The following is a 17,606-nucleotide window of genomic DNA, read 5'->3' as shown; positions in this document are numbered from 1 at the left end:
CCTACGGGCAGTGCGTCCGCGGCGGTGCGTAATCACCCACTACCAGGCGGTCTCGACCGTCGTGACGATGTGCTCGGCGATCGCCAGCGACGACGTCGCCGCAGGCGACGGCGCGTTGCGCACGACGACGACGCGGTCGCGGAAGCTGAGCCGAAAGTCGTCGACCAGGCTGCCGTCGCTGTCGAGGGCCTGCGCCCGAACACCGGCCACGCCGGCGACCACGTCGTCGTCGGCGAGTTCGGGCACATATGCGCGGGCGGCGGCGAGGAACCTGCGCCGGCTCACCGACCCGGACAACTCCCGTACCCCGGTACGCCAGTGCCTTCTGACGAACCGCCAGAAGGCCGGCGTGCCGGCGATGTCGACGAGGTCGCGCGCCGATACCGTCCGCCACCGGTAGCCCTCCCGGGCAAGGGCCAGAACGGCATTCGGGCCGATCAGCACTTCCCCGTCCACGCGCGGGGTCAGGTGCACGCCGAGGAATGGATACCGCGGATCAGGCACCGGATAGACGAGCCCGTTCACCAGGTTGCGTCGATGCGGCTTCAGCGCGTAGTACTCCCCGCGGAACGGCACGATCACCGGGTTGGCACCGTCGCCCACCAGCGCGGCCAACCGGTCGCTGTACAGGCCGGCGCACACCACCACACGGTCGAAGGCGCCATCCCGAACTGATTCGCCGCAGCGGGCGGTGATCACCACCTCGTCGCGTACCGTCTGCATGCCGACGACTTCATGGCCGAGCAGGATCTCGGCTCCGGCGGCCACCGCGTCGGCGGCCAGCGCCCTGGTCACCTCGGCGAAGTCGACGATCGACGTGGACGGGGAATGCAATGCGGCCACGCCGCGCACGTGCGGTTCGAGTTCGCGCAACTGCCCGGGACCGATGATGCGCACGCCCGGCACCCCGTTGGCGTGTGCGCGCGCCGCGATGTCGTCCAGGCGGGGCCGTTCGGCGTCGTCGAGCGCGACGAGCACCTTGCCGCAGTCGATCCGGCGGATGCCACGCTCGGCGCAGAACTCCTCGAGGAGTTCGACACCGCGCCGGCACAGCCGTGCCTTGTGGGAGCCGGGCTGGTAGTACAGGCCGGCGTGGATGACGCCCGAGTTGCGCCCGGTCTGGTGTGCGGCCAAGCGGTCCTCTTTTTCGAACAGCGTCACCGCCGAGTCCGCTTGGCGCCGCAGGATTTCGCGGGCGACCGCGACGCCGACGATGCCACCGCCGACGACGGCGATGCGCGAACCTGCCATCCGACGATCTTGCCCTATAGCCCGCCCGCCGCGGTCGGCACAGCGGTTGGAGTCACCGTTCGGTCACGTTCTGGCATCTCATTGATCTTGTGCCATGCGGTGATTGGACGAAGTGACACTCGTGCAAGTACAAGTGATCTTGCGGCTGTTGTGCACCAGACGATGGGCGCAACCGCGCGTGCCCTGTTCGAGAAAGTGGACTTCTGATGAGACGCATCCTGGCCTTCGCGATCGGGCTGGCCCTGTTGGGGGCGGCACCGGGGATCGCAACCGCTCAGCCGACCACGCCGACCACTCGGACCGCAGCCAACCAGCAGGCCGTCGACCTGGTGATCGCTCGTGGGCTCTCCCAGCGCGGTGTGCCGTTCTCGTACGGTGGCGGCGACGCATCCGGCCCGACCCGGGGCAGTGGAACCGCCGAGAACGTCGCCGGACTCGACCGCGAGGGTCACATCGTCGGGTTGGACCCGGCGGTGAGCACCGTCGGTTTCGACGCTTCCGGCCTGATGGTCTACGCGTACGCCGGTGCCGGGGTCAAGCTGCCCCGCTCGTCGGGTGCGCAGTACCAGGTCGGCCAGAAAGTGGCGCCGTCGCAAGCCCTTCCCGGCGACCTGATCTTCTACGGCCCCGAAGGCACGCAGAGCGTGGCGATGTTCCTGGGCAACGGGCAGATGCTGGAAACCGCCGATTCGGGGGTGACGGTGTCGCCGGTGCGCACCGACAACATGACGCCGTACCTGGTCCGCATCATCGCGTGACGGTGTCGGGCACCCGCCACACATCCGGTGCCACGGGGTAGGCGATCGCCCTGCGCACCACGGCGGCGGTCTCGGCGCCACACTCGCGTTCCACCAGCCACAGCGCCAGATCGATACCGGAGGTCACCGCGCCTGCGGTCACCACCGAACCGTCGTCGACGACCCGATTCCGTCTGACGATCGCGCCGTATCGCGAAAGCTCCTCCACCGCAGCTTGATTGGTGGTCGCGTTGCGCCCGTGCAGCAGGCCCGACGCGCCGAGCAGCAGCGCACCCGTGCACACCGACGCCACCCAGCGCACCGAGGGGGCCAGCTCGGCGATCGCCTGTGGCAGCACGCCGCGTCGAATCTCGTGTTGCACACCGGTATCCGTCGCGTCGATCCAGCTGCCGCCGGGCACCAGGACGGCATCCGGTCTGCCGAGCTTCTCGGGTATCTGCATCTGCAGGCCGTACGCCGTGGTCACCGGGCCGGGTTCGTCGACGTGCGCCAGGGCCACGTCGAGCCCGGTCTGCAGCGCCGCGGCTTGCGCCAACACCTCCCACGGCGCGATGACGTCGAGGGGGTCGAACCCGTCGAACACCACGATCTCGATGCGCACGGGTTCTAGTTCAACATGTCCAGAACGAGCAGCACTCCGGTTGCGAGAAACAACAGCACGAGGATGGTCACCGCGATCAGACCAGCCACAGCCGTGGGCGTCATCCGGTGCCGCGGGCGTTCTTCGGGCTCGGAGAGCCCGGACGTCTGCGCCGAATCCGGTGGGGTCGCACCGGGACGGACACCGCCGCCGGGCTCGAGATCCGGCGTCTGCGCGGGGTCTGGATCAGGGGGTTGGGCAGTCATGGCCCAAACCGCGTACCCGAATGTGCGGTTTTGACACGTGCCCCGCCGAAATCAGCGGCCCCGCCAGCGGGGTTTGCGCTTCTCGCGCCAGGCCACGATCCCTTCGCCGACGTCCTCGGTGGCACCCGCCACCTTGCGCATGGTCTCGCCGAAGCGGACCGACTCGATCCAGCCCATGTTCTCGGTGCGCCAGGCCACCTCCTTGGTGGCCCGTTGGGCCAGCGGCGCCGCCTCGGTGAGGGTCTGTGCCCAGGCCAGCGCCTCGGCCTGCAGATCCTCGGGTTCCACCAGGCGCCACACCAGCCCAATCTCCTTGGCGCGCTCGGCGCTGATCGGCTTGCCGGTCAGCAGCAGCTCCATCGCATCGGCCCAGCGCACCCGCTGGGGCAGGCGGATGGCGCCGACGATGGTGGGCACCCCGATCGACACCTCCGGATAACAGAACGTGGCCTCGGTGCTGGCGATCACGAAGTCGCAGAACAGCACGCCGGTCAGCCCGTAGCCGATACACGGTCCGTGCACGGCGGCGATGGTCGGCTTGAACAGCTCCATACCGCTTTCGAAGGAGTTGATCGTCGGTTTCTCCCAGAACGTGCCCGCGAAGGTGCCGACAGCGCCTTCGCCGTCCTTCAGGTCGCCGCCCGCGCAGAACACGTCGCCGTTGGCGGTCAGGATCCCCACCCAGGCGTCCTCGTCGTCGCGGAACCGGTTCCAGGCCGCGTTCAGGTCGTTGCGCAGGGCGCCGTTGATCGCGTTGCGAGCCTCGGGGCGGTTCAGGGTGATGGTGGCGATGTGGTCTTTGCACTCAAACGTGACGAGGCTCATGGCTGCACCTTAATCTCAGGGGACCTTGGCCGACCGTGATGGGAGTACGCAATGACGTCAACAGTGGACGCGACTGACCGGCTTAGGAGGCTCGCCCGCGGAATGCGCGAGCTCGTCTCGGCCGAGGCAGCCGAGTCCGAGCGGATGCGCACCCTCACGCCCGCGATCGTCGAGGCGATGTGGGACAGCGGGTTGATGTCCGCGTTCAATCCGGTCGCCGCTGGGGGAGTCGAACCGTCGTTCGCCGAGATGATCGAAACGTGGATCGAAATGGCCTGGCAGGACGGCTCTTTCGGGTGGATCGGTATCGCGAACCTGCCGTCGTCGTTCGCCGCGGCCTGCTACCTGCCCGACGAGGGGTTCGCGGAGGTGTTCACCGCCAACGACAACCGGGTCGCCCTGGGCGGGCAGTTCTTTCCCAACGGTCAGGGCCACGCCGTCGACGGTGGTTACCGGATCAGCGGATCGTGGAGTTTCGGTTCGGGCACGGGGCACTCCGAATACGTGGCCGCGGGCTTTCTTCCGATGGACGACGGGGAGGTGCGCTGGATCAGCGAGGGGGTGCCCGATATGCAGGTGGCCGTGATACCCAGGGCACAGATCAGCTTCAACGACGGCTGGCACGTCCAGGGGCTCAAGGGCACCGGCAGCTACGACTACAGCGCCGACGATGTGTTCGTACCGGCGAGCCGGACGTTTCCGCTGTTCACCCGTGAGCCGCGCCGCGGCGCGTCACCGGCCACCCGGATGGGGATGATGGGCATGACCGCGGCCGGGCATGCGTCGTGGGCGCTGGGGGTCGCCAAGAGCATGCTCGACGATGTCGAGGAGCTCGCCGCCACCAAGTTTCGGATGAGCGATATGGCGTCGCTGGCCAGCCGCCCGACGTTTCAGAAGGGTCTCGCGCATCACGTCGCGGCGTGGCGCGCCGCGCGGCTGCTGGTGCTGCAGGCGTTCGGTGAAGCCGAAACCGCCGTCGCTTCGGGTGAGGAACTGACCCCGACGCTGCGTGCGGATATGCGGGTGGCCGCGGTCTACGCCACCGACGTCGCCCGCCAATGTGCCGAATGGGCCCATCTGGTCGCGGGCACCAGCGCGATCCGCGAGGGTACCCGCCTGGAGCGGGCGTTTCGCGACATGTACACCGGCACCCAGCACGCCTTCATCAGCGAGAAGGTCGCCATCGACTCAGCGCAGGTGTGGCTGGGTGTTATTGAGGACCAGTTCGGCCTGTAACCAGTGCGCGCAAGGTTTTTCGGTCGAACTTGCCGCTGGGCAGGGTCGGGATCTCGTCGCTGGTGACCACGACCCAGCGGGTCGGCACCTTGTACGCGGACAGCTGGGTGCGGGTGCGCTCGGCCAGGGAGGCCACGTCGACGCCGGCGTCGGCGTCGGCGGGTACTACGACGGCGCACACCTGCTCACCGCGCACGGGGTCGTCGACGCCGAGCACCAGACACTGCGCGACGTCGGCGAATCCGTCGATGACGGCTTCCACTTCGAGCGGCGAGACGTTCGCGCCTGCCGCCTTGATGAGTTCGGTGGTGCGCCCGACGTAGAACAGGCGCGGGTCACCGGTTCGGCGGTAGACGCGGTCGCCGGTGTGATACCAGCCGTCGTCGTCGAACGTCTCGCATCGCTCGCGCTTGTTGTAGCCCGCCATGACGCCGATGCCACGCACCAGCAGTTCGCCGACCGTGCCGTCGGGAACCGGCGCGCCGGCGTCGTCGACGATGCGCATGTCGGTGAAGACGAACCCGCCTGCGGTTTCAGACATGGTGCGGTGCACCGGATATCCGTCGGGCACGTCGACCATCGCGACGTCCAGCGGGCCGTCGCGCAGCATCGGCGCGCTGGACAGATCACGGTCTGCGAACGTCGGGTGCTCGCGCATCTTCTGGGTGAACGCCGGCCAGCCCACCACGCCGGTGGCCCGCTCGCGCTCGACGAGGTCCAGCGCGGTACCGGCGTCGAGTCGCGGCATGGTGATCACCGTGACGGGTTCGTGCAGGGCCCCGGTGACGGCGAGCAGGCCACCGATCCAGAAGAACGGCATCGCCGACAAGATCCGCGGCGGCCCTTCGGATTTGGTGACCATGCGCACGGCGCCGCCCCAGGTCGATGTCTGGCGGACCAGCGTGCCGTGGGTGTGCAGCACGCCTTTGGGGTCCGCGGTGGAACCGGAGGTGTGCACCATGACCGCGAGATCGGCTGGGGAGACCTCGGATTCGGCGGCGGCCAGTATCTCGGGTGAGACACCGGCGTCGTCGTAGCGAGTCGCCCAATTGCGTTGCGGAGCAGCGGTGCACACGATGCGGCGCAGATACGGCGCCGCGGTCAGCGCGAGCCGCCCGGCGCGCTGACCGGACAGCTGCGGCCATGCCGTTTCGAATCGGTCGGCGACGTCGATGCCGAGCACGTCGGCCGGCGCGACCAGCATGGCGAGGTCGGCCAGCCTGGCGACCTTGGCGATCTCGGCGGGGGTGTACAGGGTGCTCAACGGCACGGCCAGCGCACCGATGCGCGACACCGCGAGCCACCAGACGACCCAGTCCGCGCCGTTGGGGAAGAACAACCCCACGCGGGCGCCCTTACCGACCCCCTCGCCAAGCAACCACCGCGCAATATGCGCCGAACGCTGTTCGGCCTGCTGGTAGGTGAGCCGGCCGGTCGGGGTGACCAGGTAGGTGTGCTGGCCGAAGTCGCGCGCGCTGCGGTGCAGAAGTGCGGGAACGGTCAGGTCTGGGAGCGTCACCCACCGATTGTCTCCGACACCGGCCGGGCGACCGCGGGGTGCGGTCGCCCGGCAGCGTGTCGAAGGGTCAGGCGCCCAGCGTGCGCTGGATGTCGGGCTTCATGGCGTTCAACTGCGAACCCCAGTAGCCCCAGCCGTGGGTGCCGTTGGCGGGGAAGTTGAACGTGCCGTTGGAACCGCCGGCGGCCTGGTACTGCCGCTGGAAGTTCTTGTTGCTGTCCAACGTGATGGTCTCGAGGAGCTGGCCGGCGATGTCGCCGCCGCCCCCGAGTTCGGACGGGACGCCGTTGCCGGCGTACACCCAGATGCGGGTGCCGTTGCTCACCAGGCGTCCGACGTTGACGGTCGGGTCATTGCGCTGCCACGCCGAACTGCCGGGGGGACCCCACATCGCCGTGGCGCTGAACCCGCCCGCGTCACGCATCGCGACACCGACCAGCAGCGGCCAGATACCCTCGGAGAGGTTCAGGAACCCCGACAGCGAAGCCGCGTAGCGGAACTGGCCCGGGTGGTAGGCGGCCAGGATCAACGCCGCACTGCCCGACATCGACAGGCCGACCACCGCGTTACCGCTGGGGGAGATCCCCTTGTTGGCCGCTAGGTACGCGGGCAACTCGGAGGTCAGGAACGTCTCCCATTGGTAGGTGTGGGTGCCGCCGTTGCCGACGGCCGGACTCTGCCAGTTGGTGTAGAAGCTCGACATCCCCCCGACCGGCATGACGACCGACAGCCCGGACTCGAAATAGTTCTCGAACGCGGCCGTCTCGATATCCCAGCCGCTGTTGTCGTCGCGGGCACGCAACCCGTCGAGCAGATAGACCGCGTGGGGTCCGCCGCCCTGGAACTTCACCGGGACGTCGCGGCCCATGGCCGCCGACGGCACCATCAGCGTTTCGACGGGAAGGCCTGGACGCGAGTAGGCCGATGCGGTGGCGGTCGTGCCCGTGACGGCGGCAAGGCCCGGCAGGACCAAAGCGACCATCGCACCGACGAGCAGGCGTCGCACGAAACTGGATAAGAACGTCATATTTGTGAACCTCGAGAAATGCCGCACGGGGACGGCGGTGCCTGGATGACGCGGAAGGGCGCCGATGCTTGACGCCTGCCGCGGTCAGCGGACTGCTGCACACCGTTTGTCGGCGTGAGCCCTTCGGGTGTTACGCCGTCTTCTCGAGGTCAGCAGCTCAGTTCGCCGACGGCCGCGCTGACGATCTCGCCCGCGGCGGGGATCGATACGCCGAGGTCCTCGCGCACCATGATGGCCGCATTCGAACTCGGGATGCCCTGGCGAACAACCTTGCAGACTTTGTGGCCTTCAGCAATCAACTGTTCGGCCGTCAGATATGGGTACCGGCTTTGCAGTTTACGCAGGTATTCATCTTGGTCCGCCGCAGCTTGCGGCGCGAAAATCACCGAAGCGGCGACCAATACGATCAACGCGCGTGCGAATTGCACCACACAATCACCTCCGAATAAGTGGTCCCCGAACGCCACATACCAATCGCATCGGGTAAGACACGTCACAGTCACAGCTTCGAGCTGCTTCGTAGGTCTAACTGTATTCGCCGCTCACGCTTTGTCGAATCGGCACTCGTGAGTCCGGCGGCGCAATCCGGGTCTGCGGAAGCCGGAAGCCGCCAGTATCCTCCTGATAAATGGCGCACGATCGATTCGGCGGGACCGCCCGCTTCCGCCGTGGAGTGCAAATCGCGCTTCGCGGGCGTCGCGACCCCGCACCCGTCGCCGGCCAACGTAGCCGCGCCACCAGCGGGGTGGGCGATATCCACACCCGCAAGGTTCTCGACCTGACGATCCGGCTCGCCGAGGTGATGCTGTCCTCGGGTTCAGGCACCGCGGACGTGGTCGCGACGGCCCAGGACGTCGCGCAGGCATATCGCCTCACCGACTGCGTCGTCGACATCTTCGTCACCACCGTCATCGTGTCGGCACTGCCGACCGCGGAGAGCCCGCCGCTGACCATCGTGCGCAGCGTGCGGGCCCGCTCGACCGACTACACCCGGTTGGGCGAGCTCGACCGGCTGGTGCAGCGGATCACCTCGGGTGGTGTGAGCGTCGAACAGGCCCATGAGGCCATGGACGAACTGACCGAGCGGCCGCACCCTTACCCGCGCTGGCTGGCGACGGCGGGCTGGGCGGGCTTCGCCCTCGGTATCGCCATGCTGCTCGGCGGCACCTGGCTCACCTGCCTTTTGGCCGCCGCCACCTCGGCGGTCATCGATCAGGTAGGTAGACGGCTCAACCGAATCGGCACCCCGTTCTTCTTCCAACACGCGATCGGCGCGACGATCGCGACGTTGGTGGCGGTAGCGGCCTATTACTACGCCGGCCAGGGCCCGACCCCGCTGGTGGCGACCGGCATCGTGATGTTGCTGTCCGGGATGACGTTCGTCGGGGCCATGCAGGACGCGGTGACCGGGTACATGCTCACCTCCATCGCCCGGCTCGGCGAAGCCGTGTTGCTTACCGCGGGCATCGTGGTGGGGATTCTCGCCGGCCTTCAGATCGGCACGATGGCGGGCGTCACGATCGAGTTGCACGTCGACGCGACGGAATCGTTCGTCACGCCGCACGGAGCGCTGGCGATCTCCCTCGCGGTGCTCGGCGCTGGGCTGGCGGGGGCGTCCCTGACGGTGACGAGCTATGCGCCGTTGCGGGCCATCGGCACCGCCGGCGTCGCGGCGGCGGCTGCAGAAGTGGTGTTGATCGCGCTCGGGACCGCTGGGTTCGGCCAGGTGTTCGCCAGCGGTGTCGCAGCCGTCGGCGTCGGCATCATCGCGACCGTGATCTCGATCCGTCGGCAGGCGCCCGCACTGGTGACGGCAACCGCGGGCATCATGCCGATGCTGCCGGGGCTTGCGGTGTTCCGGGCGGTGTTCTCCTTCGCTGTCGACGGCAACTTCGACAACGGGCTGCGCCAGATGATGGCCGCGGTCGCCACAGCGCTTGCGCTGGGCAGCGGCGTGGTGCTCGGCGAGTTCTTGGGTTCACCGCTGCGGTACCGCGCAGGACGGATCGGCAACTTCTTACGGAAGGAGGGGCTGCCCGGCCTGCGCCGCGCGATCGGGCCCGTCGTACACCTGCAGCCGGCCGAAGCCGACCAAGCGGCGGGCAGCCACCGACCGTCGTCGCGAAGCGTCGCGCTGGAACCGCCCAAATCCGACGAAGCCCACGCCGACGATGAAGAGGGCTCCGAACCCCCCGACGGCCAAGAGGACCAGGACAAGGAACCGTAGCGGCGCAACCGACGAGACGCCGCACCCGTTACGGGCTAGCCTTGCTCGGGTGACGAAGCTACGACGCGGCCTGCGGTCCGCCACGGCAGCAGTGCAGTTCGCGGCTGCGGGCGCGATGATCCTCGGCGGTGCGCTGGGCGCGGCCGGCCAGGCCGGCGCCGATCCCGTGCTCCCTATCCCGGCCGATCCGGGGGCGCCCATCCCGCCACCGCCGCCGCCGGTCGGCGCACCACCGGTCCCGGAGATCGCACCGGTCTACGGCCAGGGACAGTCGGCGGGCCAGTTCGGCTTCCTGCGGGATCTGTGGCACACGTTCCACGGCGAGAACCCGCTCGCCGCACTGACCGCGCCGCCGGCCGTCGCACCCGGCCCGCCGCCAGGCGCCGGCCCACCGCCGCCGTTGCCGCCGGGGCACATCTCGCTGACGGCCCCGGAGTCATCGACACCGCCGGCGGAAGTCGCGGGTCCGCCTGTCCCGCTCGCGCCGCCACCGATCGAGCATCTGCCGCCGACGCCGTAACAAAGCGATGAGCCTCGGGCCTTCGCGGTGTCTATATGGGCATGGTCATCGTCGCCGGACATCTCACCGTGAATCCCGACCAGCGCGAGGGCTACCTCGCAACCTGCGTGAGCGTCGTCGAACAGGGCCGTCGCGCACCTGGGTGTCTGGACTTCGCGATCACCGCCGACCTGCTCGACCCCGGTCGCGTCAACGTATTCGAGCGGTGGGAGTCGCGAGCCGCGGTCGAAGCCTTCCGCGGCAGCGGACCCGACAACGACCAAGGCGCAGCATTGATTTCGGCCTCGGTCGCCGAATACGAAGTCGCCGATGCCCGCTCGTTGTTCGGGCCGGGTTGATCAGTTGGCGGCGTCGAGGATCTTGATCGCGAAAACGAGGGAGTCGCCGGGCTGGATACCCGCCGCTGGCTGACCCTGCGGGTAGCCGTCATCCGATGTCATCGCGACACCGACGGTGGATCCGACCGTCTGTCCGGCGATGGCTTTCTGGAAGCCGGGCACCACCCCGGTGAGCGGGAAGTCAACCGGGGCGCCGCGCTCGTAGCTGTTGTCGAACACGGTGCCGTCACGGCCGTTGACGCCCATGTAGCAGACCAACACCGTGGCCGAGTCTGCGACCACCGGCCCCTCACCGGCCTGCAGCGTCTGCACCTGCGTCTCGGTCACGCTGAACGGTGCGGACACGTCGATCTTCGGCGCCGTCGCATCGGTGGATCCAATGACTGCGACGCTGCCCGTGGCGCCGGTCAGGTTCCATTCAGCGGCGCCCGCGGCGTCCGGCGGCGCAGACGGACAAGCACTGGCCGCTGCGGGCGGCGCCGATTCGGTGATCGAGGGCGCGACGAGTTCGTCGATAGACGGGGCACTGGTAGTAGTGGCTGTGGTTTCGGTCTCGGAGCCACATGCGGCGAGCGTCATGGCGAAGGTCGCGGCGCAAGCCGCGATGACGACGGACGAGGGCCTACGGGAGAAGTTCACGCTGCGTCACGCTACAGCAGTCGTTGCCGTTGAAACCCGGCGCGTTTATGTCGATGGCGTAGATACGTCGCCGAAATACCGTCGAACAATTTGCTGAATACCCCGCTCTGGCGGCACGCCACGGGCTCCGGCCATGCGATCGGTTGATTCACCCGGCGATATCGCGCATTGGAATCGGATGGGAGTCGACGTTGCTGAAATCGATGGTGAGCGTCGGTTTAGTTGATGTGCCGCCGAACTCGGCCGAACTCTTCTAATGTGAACTTCGCGGGCTTTCAGCTTTGGCCGCGTCGCCGAAAGAGATTAGCTCCGCTTGTGTGAGGATGACGGTCTCGTGCATGGGGAAACGCGGGGGTGGGAATGGTCCGTTGGGCCACACGATTGTGGAAGCAACAGGACCAATATGACTGGCTCAGCGCTTACCTGAATGAGCGGGGACTCCAGAAATTCTGGCGATACGCGACGGGTGCCTTCACGCTTGCGTTCGCTGCCTTGCCCATCCTGTTGCTGTGGAGTCCGGCCGGACCGAACCACACCGCGACCACCGTCATCGCCGTCCTCACCGTAGGAGTCGGCGTCGGCGGCGCGCTGCTGTGGTTGTTGCGATGGCCCACCCGCCGGCAGTCGGTGGTGTATTCGATTTCGGCCGGCATCGCGATCGGCGCGATGGCGCTTTCGATGTCCAACCCGTACACGGGTTTGATGGGTTGCACGATTTTCGCCGTGATCGGCGGTGTCGTCGCCTACTTCCACACCAGTGGCCTCACGATGGTCAACCTCGCACTGGCCACGGTGTGCGCGGCCATCCTCTCGTACCGGCTCATCGCCAGCAGCGGCGACGTCGCGCTGACGGTCGCGTCGTTCATCACGGTCGGGGCGCTCAACGTCGGTGTGCCCTTTGGGATTCAATCGTTGATGCAGACGTTGCGAACCGACTTGCGGGGTTCTGACCGGGATCCGCTTACGGGGCTGCACAATCGGCGGTCGTTCCACAACACGGTCTATGAACTGATGATGCTCGATCGGCCCCGTACGGGAAGTTTTCTCATCATGGCGATGATCGACCTCGACAACTTCAAGCAACTCAACGACACCCTCGGCCACGCCGCGGGTGATGAGGCGTTGGTGATGGTCAGCGCGACGCTTCAGGAGAACTGCCGGGCAACGGCAGTGATCTGTCGGCTCGGGGGAGAGGAGTTTGTGGTCGCCGACCTCTTTGACAGCCCGAACCCGGCCAAGATGGCCGAGCGACTGCGCGGAGCTATCGCCAGGATCCCGTTTTCGGTGACCGCGAGTATCGGCACCGCGGGCGCACCGCTTGATGGCTACTCGCCCAGAGACAACCTCCAACTCATCGATGCGATGATCCGCACTTCGGACATGGCGATGTATGAGGCCAAACGCGCTGGCGGCAACCGCGTCTGCCACCATCCGACGCTGGTATCCGTCGACCGCGAAACAAACTGAGCGGTCAGTAATCCCAGACGGCAGGTACACATCGGAACACGTCGCCTGCGGAGGCCACCCGGCAGACCGACGGGAACGGCAGGTGAGTGGCCACCATCGACTCGCCGGTCGCCGCCAACTCGCGCAACAGGCCGACCCGCACCCGCACCGACTCCTCAGGATCGTGCTCAAAGCCGTTGTGCCACTCGGGGTTATCGAATCCTGGTGCGAACACAGCGTCGCCGGCGAACGTCAGCCGCTCGCCGCCGGAGGCGAGACGGACAATGCTGTGTCCCGGAGTGTGGCCTCCCGTACGTGACACGAGCACACCCGGCGCCACTTCGTACTCCATCTCGAACGTTCGCAGCTGGCCGCGGTACTCATCTAGGAACTGTGCGGCGACCCGCCGAAGCACGTCCGGCACCGGCTGAGGCATGTCGGTCCGGGAGAAATCGGGTGCCTCCCAGAACTCGGCCTCGAGGCTCGCCACGTGGATTTTCAGATCCGGGCGAAGCCGCTCCTTCAACCCTTCGGTCAGCAGGCCGCCCACGTGATCCATGTGTAAGTGGGTGAGCACCACGTCGGTCACGCTTGCGGGATCGATTCCGGCGGCCTCCATCCGCCGGCCCAACTGCCCGGCCCGCGGAAAGTCCGGAAACTCCAAGCCCAGCCCGGCGTCGACGAGGATGGTCCGCTGACCGCTGCGCACCACGACCACGTTCAGCGGCCAGTCGAGCACGTCCGGTGGCAGGAACCTGTCGTTCAGCCAACCGTCGAACTCGACTGCGTCGGCGTTGGTCGCCATCGTCTTGCTGGTGATCGGCAATACTCCGTCGCTGATCACCAACACCTCGATGTCGCCGACCGCCACCGCATATCGCGAGGGCACCAACTCGTCGAGCCCCTGCGTACCGAGGTGGGAAATGTTGTCCAAGCTCATGGTTCTCCTCCTGAGCGCCTCGTCCCGAAGACATGGGATTGCCCTGTCATTTCCGTAGAACGCCCCGCAGTGCGAGGAGTTATCCAGAGGGGACGGTGACCACGAGTTCGTGGTCACCGGTGGCCCAGGCGGATTCGAACACATCGATGCTGACTTGCTCGCCGCGCGTGTCGTCGCTGCCGCTGTCGCCGAGATAGACCGCGTCATTGTCGAAATCGATGGCCGCGACGGTGATCATGTGACCGCAGTTGGTCCGGTCGCCTTCGGTGTCCCAGATGATGCGGGAGTTCACGCACACCATTGCCTGTTGCCCGTTGCCGAGATAGCCGGCCAACGCGTCGATGCCGGTGTCGAGCCCGCCGTCGGCGGCTTCGGCGTCGTTGGTGTAATCCGCGTCGATCCCATAGTGCTCCAGGAGGAGCAGCAGATCGGTCGAGCAGGTGCCGTGACCGACGCCGCCGTCGCTGGGGTCGACACTCTCGTCGTACACCGGTTCGCCCGGTGAGCACTGGCTGGGCGTGGCGGCCGCCAGGTCGATGATCTCGCGTTCGGTGGGGGCGGTACCGGTGACTTCACCGACGACCATGCGAGTGGCCATCAGACCGCAGTCGCTCTCGCTCTGCTGCGCCCAGAACCGGGTGGCCGCCGCCGGGTCCCCGTAGACGCCGCTGACGATGGTCGTCTCGTCGTCCTCGGTGTCGTCTTGAATCGCATCGACGCTTCGCGGGGTACGCGGTTCGTCGTGCCCGCGGCAGGTGAACGACGGCGCCTCCGGAGATGCGACCTCCGGCGGTTCGGCGGGTTCGGTCGTGCCTGCGCAGGCGACGCCGGCCGCGACCGCCAAACCGGCGATAACCGTGGCAACCAACGTTTTCCGGCTCGGCTCATTTCCTCGGCGCACTGCCACCGGGTGAAATTAGCAGACGAACTGCCGGATACACGCGTTTATCTCGTCGGGGATCTCGATCGGCAAGGCGTGGGAAGCATTCGGCCAGAGGTGATACCGCCACGCCGGCACCACGGACTGCATTCGTCGAATACCCTTTTCGGAATCGTGAACGGTGTTGCCCGCCAGAAGAACTTGGACCGGGATAGATACTGAACGCAACAGACGATCGCTGGGGAAGCGCAGCGCTGGTGTGCGCACCGGCGGCGCGAAGGCCGCGAATCCGGCCGTGAACAACCGGGCAAGCATGTCGATGGAACTGCCCGGGGCGGGGTGACCCGCAATCCATGCCGCGGCTCTTCCGGCTCGCACGGAACGTGGGCGCGACATTATGAGTGCAAGACTTCGCCAGAACGTTGCAGAAGTCCGCGCCACCGTGCTGGCCGGATCAACCAGTGTCACGGTCGCCAGCCGACCGGGCGCACGCGCGGCAGTGTGGGTGGCGAGCCAACCGCCGTACGAATGCCCGACCAGGTGGACTGCACGCAGTCTCAGCCCCTCGAGGACTTCGTCGATGCTGCGTGCGCAATCTGCGGGAGCGAACATCGTTTTCGACTGAATGCTTGCCCCGGGTTGGCCCAACATATCCAACGTGTAAACGGTGAAATCGCTTGCCAACCCCGCGACTTGCTCCCACCACATGGCCGACGTCAGGAAGAACCCGTGGATCAGCACGACGGGTACGCCGTCGGCCGGCCCATGCTGATATACCCGAACGGTGCCGAACCTGGTTGGTACGTCGTGGACAACGTCCGGTGGTGCAGTCAGCGTCCGCAGCTCGTCGTAGGCCGCCAGATAGTGCCTGCGCGCGTCGGCGCTCCTGAAGCCGCCGTCGCCTATACCGAGCAAGAGCACCTCCCGCCGACGCGTCAACGCACGTTCGAGCCACGGTAAACGGTCAATAAGCCTTCTTACTGCAAATCGCCATGAGGTAGCCTCAACCGTTGAGAACGGTCACATCCGTGTATGCGGGTGTCAGGGAATCCGGTGGGAATCCGGAACTGGCGCGCAGCGGTATGGGGGACGGGCTCGACATTAGTCACTGGGAGGCCACTGGACTCCTGGGAAGGCGTCGAGTCCGGACGATCCCGAGTCCGAAGACCTGCCGTTCTCGCTTGTGTCCACCGGTATCTCGCGCTCGGATACCCCGGCATATTGAGGCAAGTTCTCGACGTGACTGTCACCGAGAAGACACTTCGTCGCACCGGCGCGACGCCCGTGCCGACGGTGCGACGTGTCTCGGTTGTCGCACTGACCACGGTGCTCGCGATCCTCACGGCGGTGAGCATCGTCGTATCGGTCGCGTTCGGCGCCGAGCAGATTCCGCTAGGTGACGTGTGGCGCACCGTCATCGGCCGCTTCACCGGCGCAACCGTCGAGACGGGATACGACGTCATCGTCTGGGATCTGCGCTTGCCGCGCTCGGTGCTGGCGGCGATCGTCGGCGCGGGTCTGGCGCTGGCCGGCGCCCTGATGCAGGCCCTTGTCCGCAACCCGCTGGCCGAACCGTATCTGCTGGGCGTCTCGGCGGGTGCGGCGGTGGGCGCGACGGCAGTGATGACGCTGGGCGCGCTGGCCGCGCTGGGGATATGGGCGCTGTCCGGTGGTGCGCTGATGGGCGCGCTGGTCGCGGCGCTGACCGTCTACCTGGTGGCGCGCGCCCAGGGCGGGCTCACCGCGCTGCGCCTGATCCTGTCCGGCGTGGTGCTGTCGTCGGCGTTCATGGCGTTGTCATCGCTGCTGGTGTTCACCGCGGGCGATCCGCACGCCGCCGAGAGCGTGATGTTCTGGCTGCTCGGCAGCGTCGCCGGTGCGACGTGGGCGAAGGTGCCGCTTGCCGGTGCGGTGGTGCTGATCTCGTTCATCGGGGCGCTGCTGATCCATTCGTGGCTCGACGCCTACGCCGCAGGCGCCGACACGGCCACCTCCCTCGGCGTGCCGGTACCCGCCCTGCGCAACGCACTGTTCCTGATGCAGGCGGTTCTGGTCGGCGTGCTGGTCGCCGTTTCCGGCGGCATCGGGTTCGTCGGGCTCATCGTGCCGCACGCCGCGCGGCTGGTGGTGGGGGCGACGCATCGCGCGATGCTGCCGGTCGCCGTCTGCACCGGGGCGTTGTTTCTGGTGTGGGTCGACGTGATCTCGCGCGAGATGGCAGCACCGCGGGAGATGCCGCTGGGCATCGTCACCGGTCTGATCGGCGCACCGGTGTTCCTGTTCCTGATGGGGCGCAGGCGCTACGAGTTCGGGAACAGCACATGAGCGATTCGGCGGTGTGCGCGAGAGGCATCGAGTGTCGCCGCGGTGGCAGAACCGTGGTGGCCGGTGTGGATCTGACGATTCCCCCCGGCACCCGGCTGGCGGTGGTCGGGCCGAACGGCTCGGGCAAGACCACGCTGCTGCGTGTCCTGTCGGGCTTGGACACTCCGGCGGCTGGGACGATCCGGGTCGACGGGGAAGATCTGCACCGCATGCCCGCCCGGCGCCGGGCCCACACGATCGCGGTGGTCGGGCAGGAGGAGCGGCCTTCGGGTGAGCTGACGGTCGCCGAAGCCGTCGGGCTGGGGCGGACCCCGTACCGCAATCCGTGGTCGGGCGCGGGGCTAGGAGAGCAGGGCATCATCGACGACGCGCTGGACGCCGTTGGGCTGCGCGGATGGGGCGACCGGTCGTGTTCACAACTCTCCGGTGGTGAACGCCACCGCGTCGTGCTTGCGCGGGCGCTGGCTCAGCGCACATCGGTACTCGTACTCGACGAACCCACCAACCACCTCGATGCCGCTTGGCGGCTGAGGTTCATGCGGGTTCTCGATGACCTCGAATGCACGGTCGTCGCCGCGATGCACGACCTCGACCTCGTACTACGGCATTTCGACGCGGTCGCCGTCGTCGCCCACGGGACCCTCTTCGCGCACGGGCCACCCACCGAGGTGCTGAACTCGCGGCTGCTGTCGGAGGTGTTCGACGTCGCCGGCGACGTCATCGCCCATCCCATGACGGGACGGTGCCATCTCCTGCTCACCCACGCCGATCCGGCATTCAACCAATCGCGAGGTATATGACAGTGGCACAACACGTTCGGGCCAGCCTG

The 17,606-nt window shown here is 67.4% G+C and carries 19 protein-coding genes and 1 riboswitch; of the genes, 8 read left to right on the top strand and 11 right to left on the bottom strand.

The window, feature by feature from the left end; translation table 11 throughout:
• Positions 1–39: 39 nt before the first annotated feature.
• Positions 40–1,251, bottom strand: coding sequence for an L-2-hydroxyglutarate dehydrogenase (gene lhgO / locus ABQE93_RS23405; protein WP_448410820.1), 1,212 nt, complete (start codon positions 1,249–1,251; stop codon positions 40–42).
• 206 nt (positions 1,252–1,457) lie between these two features.
• On the opposite strand from lhgO, the gene ripD reads away from it, so the two are divergent.
• Positions 1,458–2,009: an NlpC/P60 family peptidoglycan-binding protein RipD gene (gene ripD / locus ABQE93_RS23400; RefSeq protein ID WP_448410819.1), complete on the top strand. Its 552-nt coding sequence runs from the start codon at positions 1,458–1,460 to the stop codon at positions 2,007–2,009.
• Here the strand turns inward: ripD and ABQE93_RS23395 are convergent.
• The 3 genes from ABQE93_RS23395 to ABQE93_RS23385 are packed head-to-tail and all read right to left on the bottom strand — an operon-like array spanning position 1,999 to position 3,680.
• Positions 1,999–2,610: a DJ-1/PfpI family protein gene (locus tag ABQE93_RS23395; protein WP_448410818.1), complete on the bottom strand. Its 612-nt coding sequence runs from the start codon at positions 2,608–2,610 to the stop codon at positions 1,999–2,001. The genes ripD and ABQE93_RS23395 overlap by 11 nt on opposite strands.
• A gap of 5 nt (positions 2,611–2,615) precedes the next feature.
• Positions 2,616–2,855 carry a DUF6480 family protein gene (locus tag ABQE93_RS23390; protein WP_448410817.1) on the bottom strand — a complete coding sequence of 80 codons (240 nt, stop codon included), beginning with the start codon at positions 2,853–2,855 and terminating at the stop codon, positions 2,616–2,618.
• Between the two features lie 51 nt (positions 2,856–2,906).
• A complete protein-coding gene (locus ABQE93_RS23385; RefSeq protein WP_448410816.1) occupies positions 2,907–3,680 on the bottom strand; it encodes an enoyl-CoA hydratase/isomerase family protein in 774 nt (257 codons plus the stop codon).
• A gap of 51 nt (positions 3,681–3,731) precedes the next feature.
• Here ABQE93_RS23385 and ABQE93_RS23380 point away from each other — a divergent pair, with 51 nt between their 5' ends.
• Positions 3,732–4,916, top strand: coding sequence for an acyl-CoA dehydrogenase family protein (locus ABQE93_RS23380; protein WP_448410815.1), 1,185 nt, complete (start codon positions 3,732–3,734; stop codon positions 4,914–4,916).
• Here ABQE93_RS23380 and ABQE93_RS23375 read toward each other — a convergent pair.
• The 3 genes from ABQE93_RS23375 to ABQE93_RS23365 form a co-directional block, all read right to left on the bottom strand.
• Positions 4,891–6,435 (bottom strand): class I adenylate-forming enzyme family protein, encoded by a 1,545-nt coding sequence (locus tag ABQE93_RS23375; RefSeq protein ID WP_448410814.1) that lies wholly within the window; start codon positions 6,433–6,435, stop codon positions 4,891–4,893. The genes ABQE93_RS23380 and ABQE93_RS23375 overlap by 26 nt on opposite strands.
• 67 nt (positions 6,436–6,502) lie before the next feature.
• Positions 6,503–7,462 (bottom strand): alpha/beta hydrolase, encoded by a 960-nt coding sequence (locus ABQE93_RS23370; protein WP_448410813.1) that lies wholly within the window; start codon positions 7,460–7,462, stop codon positions 6,503–6,505.
• Positions 7,463–7,611: 149 nt separating this feature from the next.
• On the bottom strand, positions 7,612–7,893 hold the full coding sequence (locus tag ABQE93_RS23365) for a DUF732 domain-containing protein (RefSeq protein ID WP_448410812.1): 282 nt from the start codon (positions 7,891–7,893) through the stop codon (positions 7,612–7,614).
• Between the two features lie 197 nt (positions 7,894–8,090).
• Between ABQE93_RS23365 and ABQE93_RS23360 the strand changes: the two genes are divergently transcribed.
• Genes ABQE93_RS23360 through ABQE93_RS23350 form a run of 3 tightly spaced genes read left to right on the top strand, consistent with a single transcriptional unit; the run spans position 8,091 to position 10,547 of the window.
• Positions 8,091–9,689, top strand: a complete 1,599-nt coding sequence (locus ABQE93_RS23360) for a threonine/serine exporter family protein (protein ID WP_448410811.1) — start codon at positions 8,091–8,093, stop codon at positions 9,687–9,689.
• Between the two features lie 49 nt (positions 9,690–9,738).
• The gene (locus tag ABQE93_RS23355; RefSeq protein ID WP_448410810.1) at positions 9,739–10,209 is read left to right on the top strand and encodes a hypothetical protein; all 471 of its coding nucleotides are present in this window, start codon (positions 9,739–9,741) and stop codon (positions 10,207–10,209) included.
• Between the two features lie 41 nt (positions 10,210–10,250).
• Entirely contained in the window at positions 10,251–10,547 is a 297-nt protein-coding gene (locus tag ABQE93_RS23350) for a putative quinol monooxygenase (RefSeq protein WP_448410852.1), read from the top strand.
• On the opposite strand, the gene ABQE93_RS23345 is transcribed toward ABQE93_RS23350, so the two are convergent.
• On the bottom strand, positions 10,548–11,186 hold the full coding sequence (locus ABQE93_RS23345; RefSeq protein ID WP_448410809.1) for an FKBP-type peptidyl-prolyl cis-trans isomerase: 639 nt from the start codon (positions 11,184–11,186) through the stop codon (positions 10,548–10,550).
• Positions 11,187–11,678: 492 nt separating this feature from the next.
• Here ABQE93_RS23345 and ABQE93_RS23340 point away from each other — a divergent pair, with 492 nt between their 5' ends.
• Positions 11,679–12,653 carry a GGDEF domain-containing protein gene (locus ABQE93_RS23340; protein ID WP_448410808.1) on the top strand — a complete coding sequence of 325 codons (975 nt, stop codon included), beginning with the start codon at positions 11,679–11,681 and terminating at the stop codon, positions 12,651–12,653.
• A 4-nt stretch (positions 12,654–12,657) separates the two neighbouring features.
• On the opposite strand, the gene ABQE93_RS23335 is transcribed toward ABQE93_RS23340, so the two are convergent.
• The 3 genes from ABQE93_RS23335 to ABQE93_RS23325 form a co-directional block, all read right to left on the bottom strand.
• Entirely contained in the window at positions 12,658–13,572 is a 915-nt protein-coding gene (locus ABQE93_RS23335; protein ID WP_448410807.1) for an MBL fold metallo-hydrolase, read from the bottom strand.
• A gap of 79 nt (positions 13,573–13,651) precedes the next feature.
• On the bottom strand, positions 13,652–14,440 hold the full coding sequence (locus ABQE93_RS23330; RefSeq protein WP_448410806.1) for a hypothetical protein: 789 nt from the start codon (positions 14,438–14,440) through the stop codon (positions 13,652–13,654).
• 48 nt (positions 14,441–14,488) lie between these two features.
• Positions 14,489–15,367 carry an alpha/beta fold hydrolase gene (locus tag ABQE93_RS23325; RefSeq protein ID WP_448410805.1) on the bottom strand — a complete coding sequence of 293 codons (879 nt, stop codon included), beginning with the start codon at positions 15,365–15,367 and terminating at the stop codon, positions 14,489–14,491.
• An 85-nt stretch (positions 15,368–15,452) separates the two neighbouring features.
• Positions 15,453–15,642, top strand: a riboswitch (cobalamin riboswitch).
• A 94-nt stretch (positions 15,643–15,736) separates the two neighbouring features.
• Here ABQE93_RS23325 and ABQE93_RS23320 point away from each other — a divergent pair.
• Both ABQE93_RS23320 and ABQE93_RS23315 read left to right on the top strand, forming a co-directional pair.
• Positions 15,737–16,777, top strand: a complete 1,041-nt coding sequence (locus tag ABQE93_RS23320; RefSeq protein WP_448410851.1) for a FecCD family ABC transporter permease — start codon at positions 15,737–15,739, stop codon at positions 16,775–16,777.
• Entirely contained in the window at positions 16,774–17,577 is an 804-nt protein-coding gene (locus ABQE93_RS23315) for an ABC transporter ATP-binding protein (RefSeq protein WP_448410804.1), read from the top strand. The genes ABQE93_RS23320 and ABQE93_RS23315 overlap by 4 nt, the downstream gene beginning before the upstream one ends.
• Positions 17,578–17,606 lie beyond the last annotated feature (29 nt).

It is taken from the genome of Mycolicibacterium sp. XJ662 (assembly GCF_053484035.1).
The sequence above is the reverse complement of the archived record's forward strand: the minus strand, read 5'-3'. Positions and strand labels throughout refer to the sequence as shown.

What these genes read in the sequence shown, in the direction of transcription:
- lhgO (WP_448410820.1), bottom strand. Translation starts at nt 1,251, where the DNA reads ATGGCAGGTTCGCGCATCGCCGTCGTCGGCGGTGGCATCGTCGGCGTC.
- ripD (WP_448410819.1), top strand. Translation starts at nt 1,458, where the DNA reads ATGAGACGCATCCTGGCCTTCGCGATCGGGCTGGCCCTGTTGGGGGCG.
- ABQE93_RS23390 (WP_448410817.1), bottom strand. Translation starts at nt 2,855, where the DNA reads ATGACTGCCCAACCCCCTGATCCAGACCCCGCGCAGACGCCGGATCTC.
- ABQE93_RS23385 (WP_448410816.1), bottom strand. Translation starts at nt 3,680, where the DNA reads ATGAGCCTCGTCACGTTTGAGTGCAAAGACCACATCGCCACCATCACC.
- ABQE93_RS23380 (WP_448410815.1), top strand. Translation starts at nt 3,732, where the DNA reads ATGACGTCAACAGTGGACGCGACTGACCGGCTTAGGAGGCTCGCCCGC.
- ABQE93_RS23370 (WP_448410813.1), bottom strand. Translation starts at nt 7,462, where the DNA reads ATGACGTTCTTATCCAGTTTCGTGCGACGCCTGCTCGTCGGTGCGATG.
- ABQE93_RS23360 (WP_448410811.1), top strand. Translation starts at nt 8,091, where the DNA reads ATGGCGCACGATCGATTCGGCGGGACCGCCCGCTTCCGCCGTGGAGTG.
- ABQE93_RS23350 (WP_448410852.1), top strand. Translation starts at nt 10,251, where the DNA reads ATGGTCATCGTCGCCGGACATCTCACCGTGAATCCCGACCAGCGCGAG.
- ABQE93_RS23335 (WP_448410807.1), bottom strand. Translation starts at nt 13,572, where the DNA reads ATGAGCTTGGACAACATTTCCCACCTCGGTACGCAGGGGCTCGACGAG.
- ABQE93_RS23315 (WP_448410804.1), top strand. Translation starts at nt 16,774, where the DNA reads ATGAGCGATTCGGCGGTGTGCGCGAGAGGCATCGAGTGTCGCCGCGGT.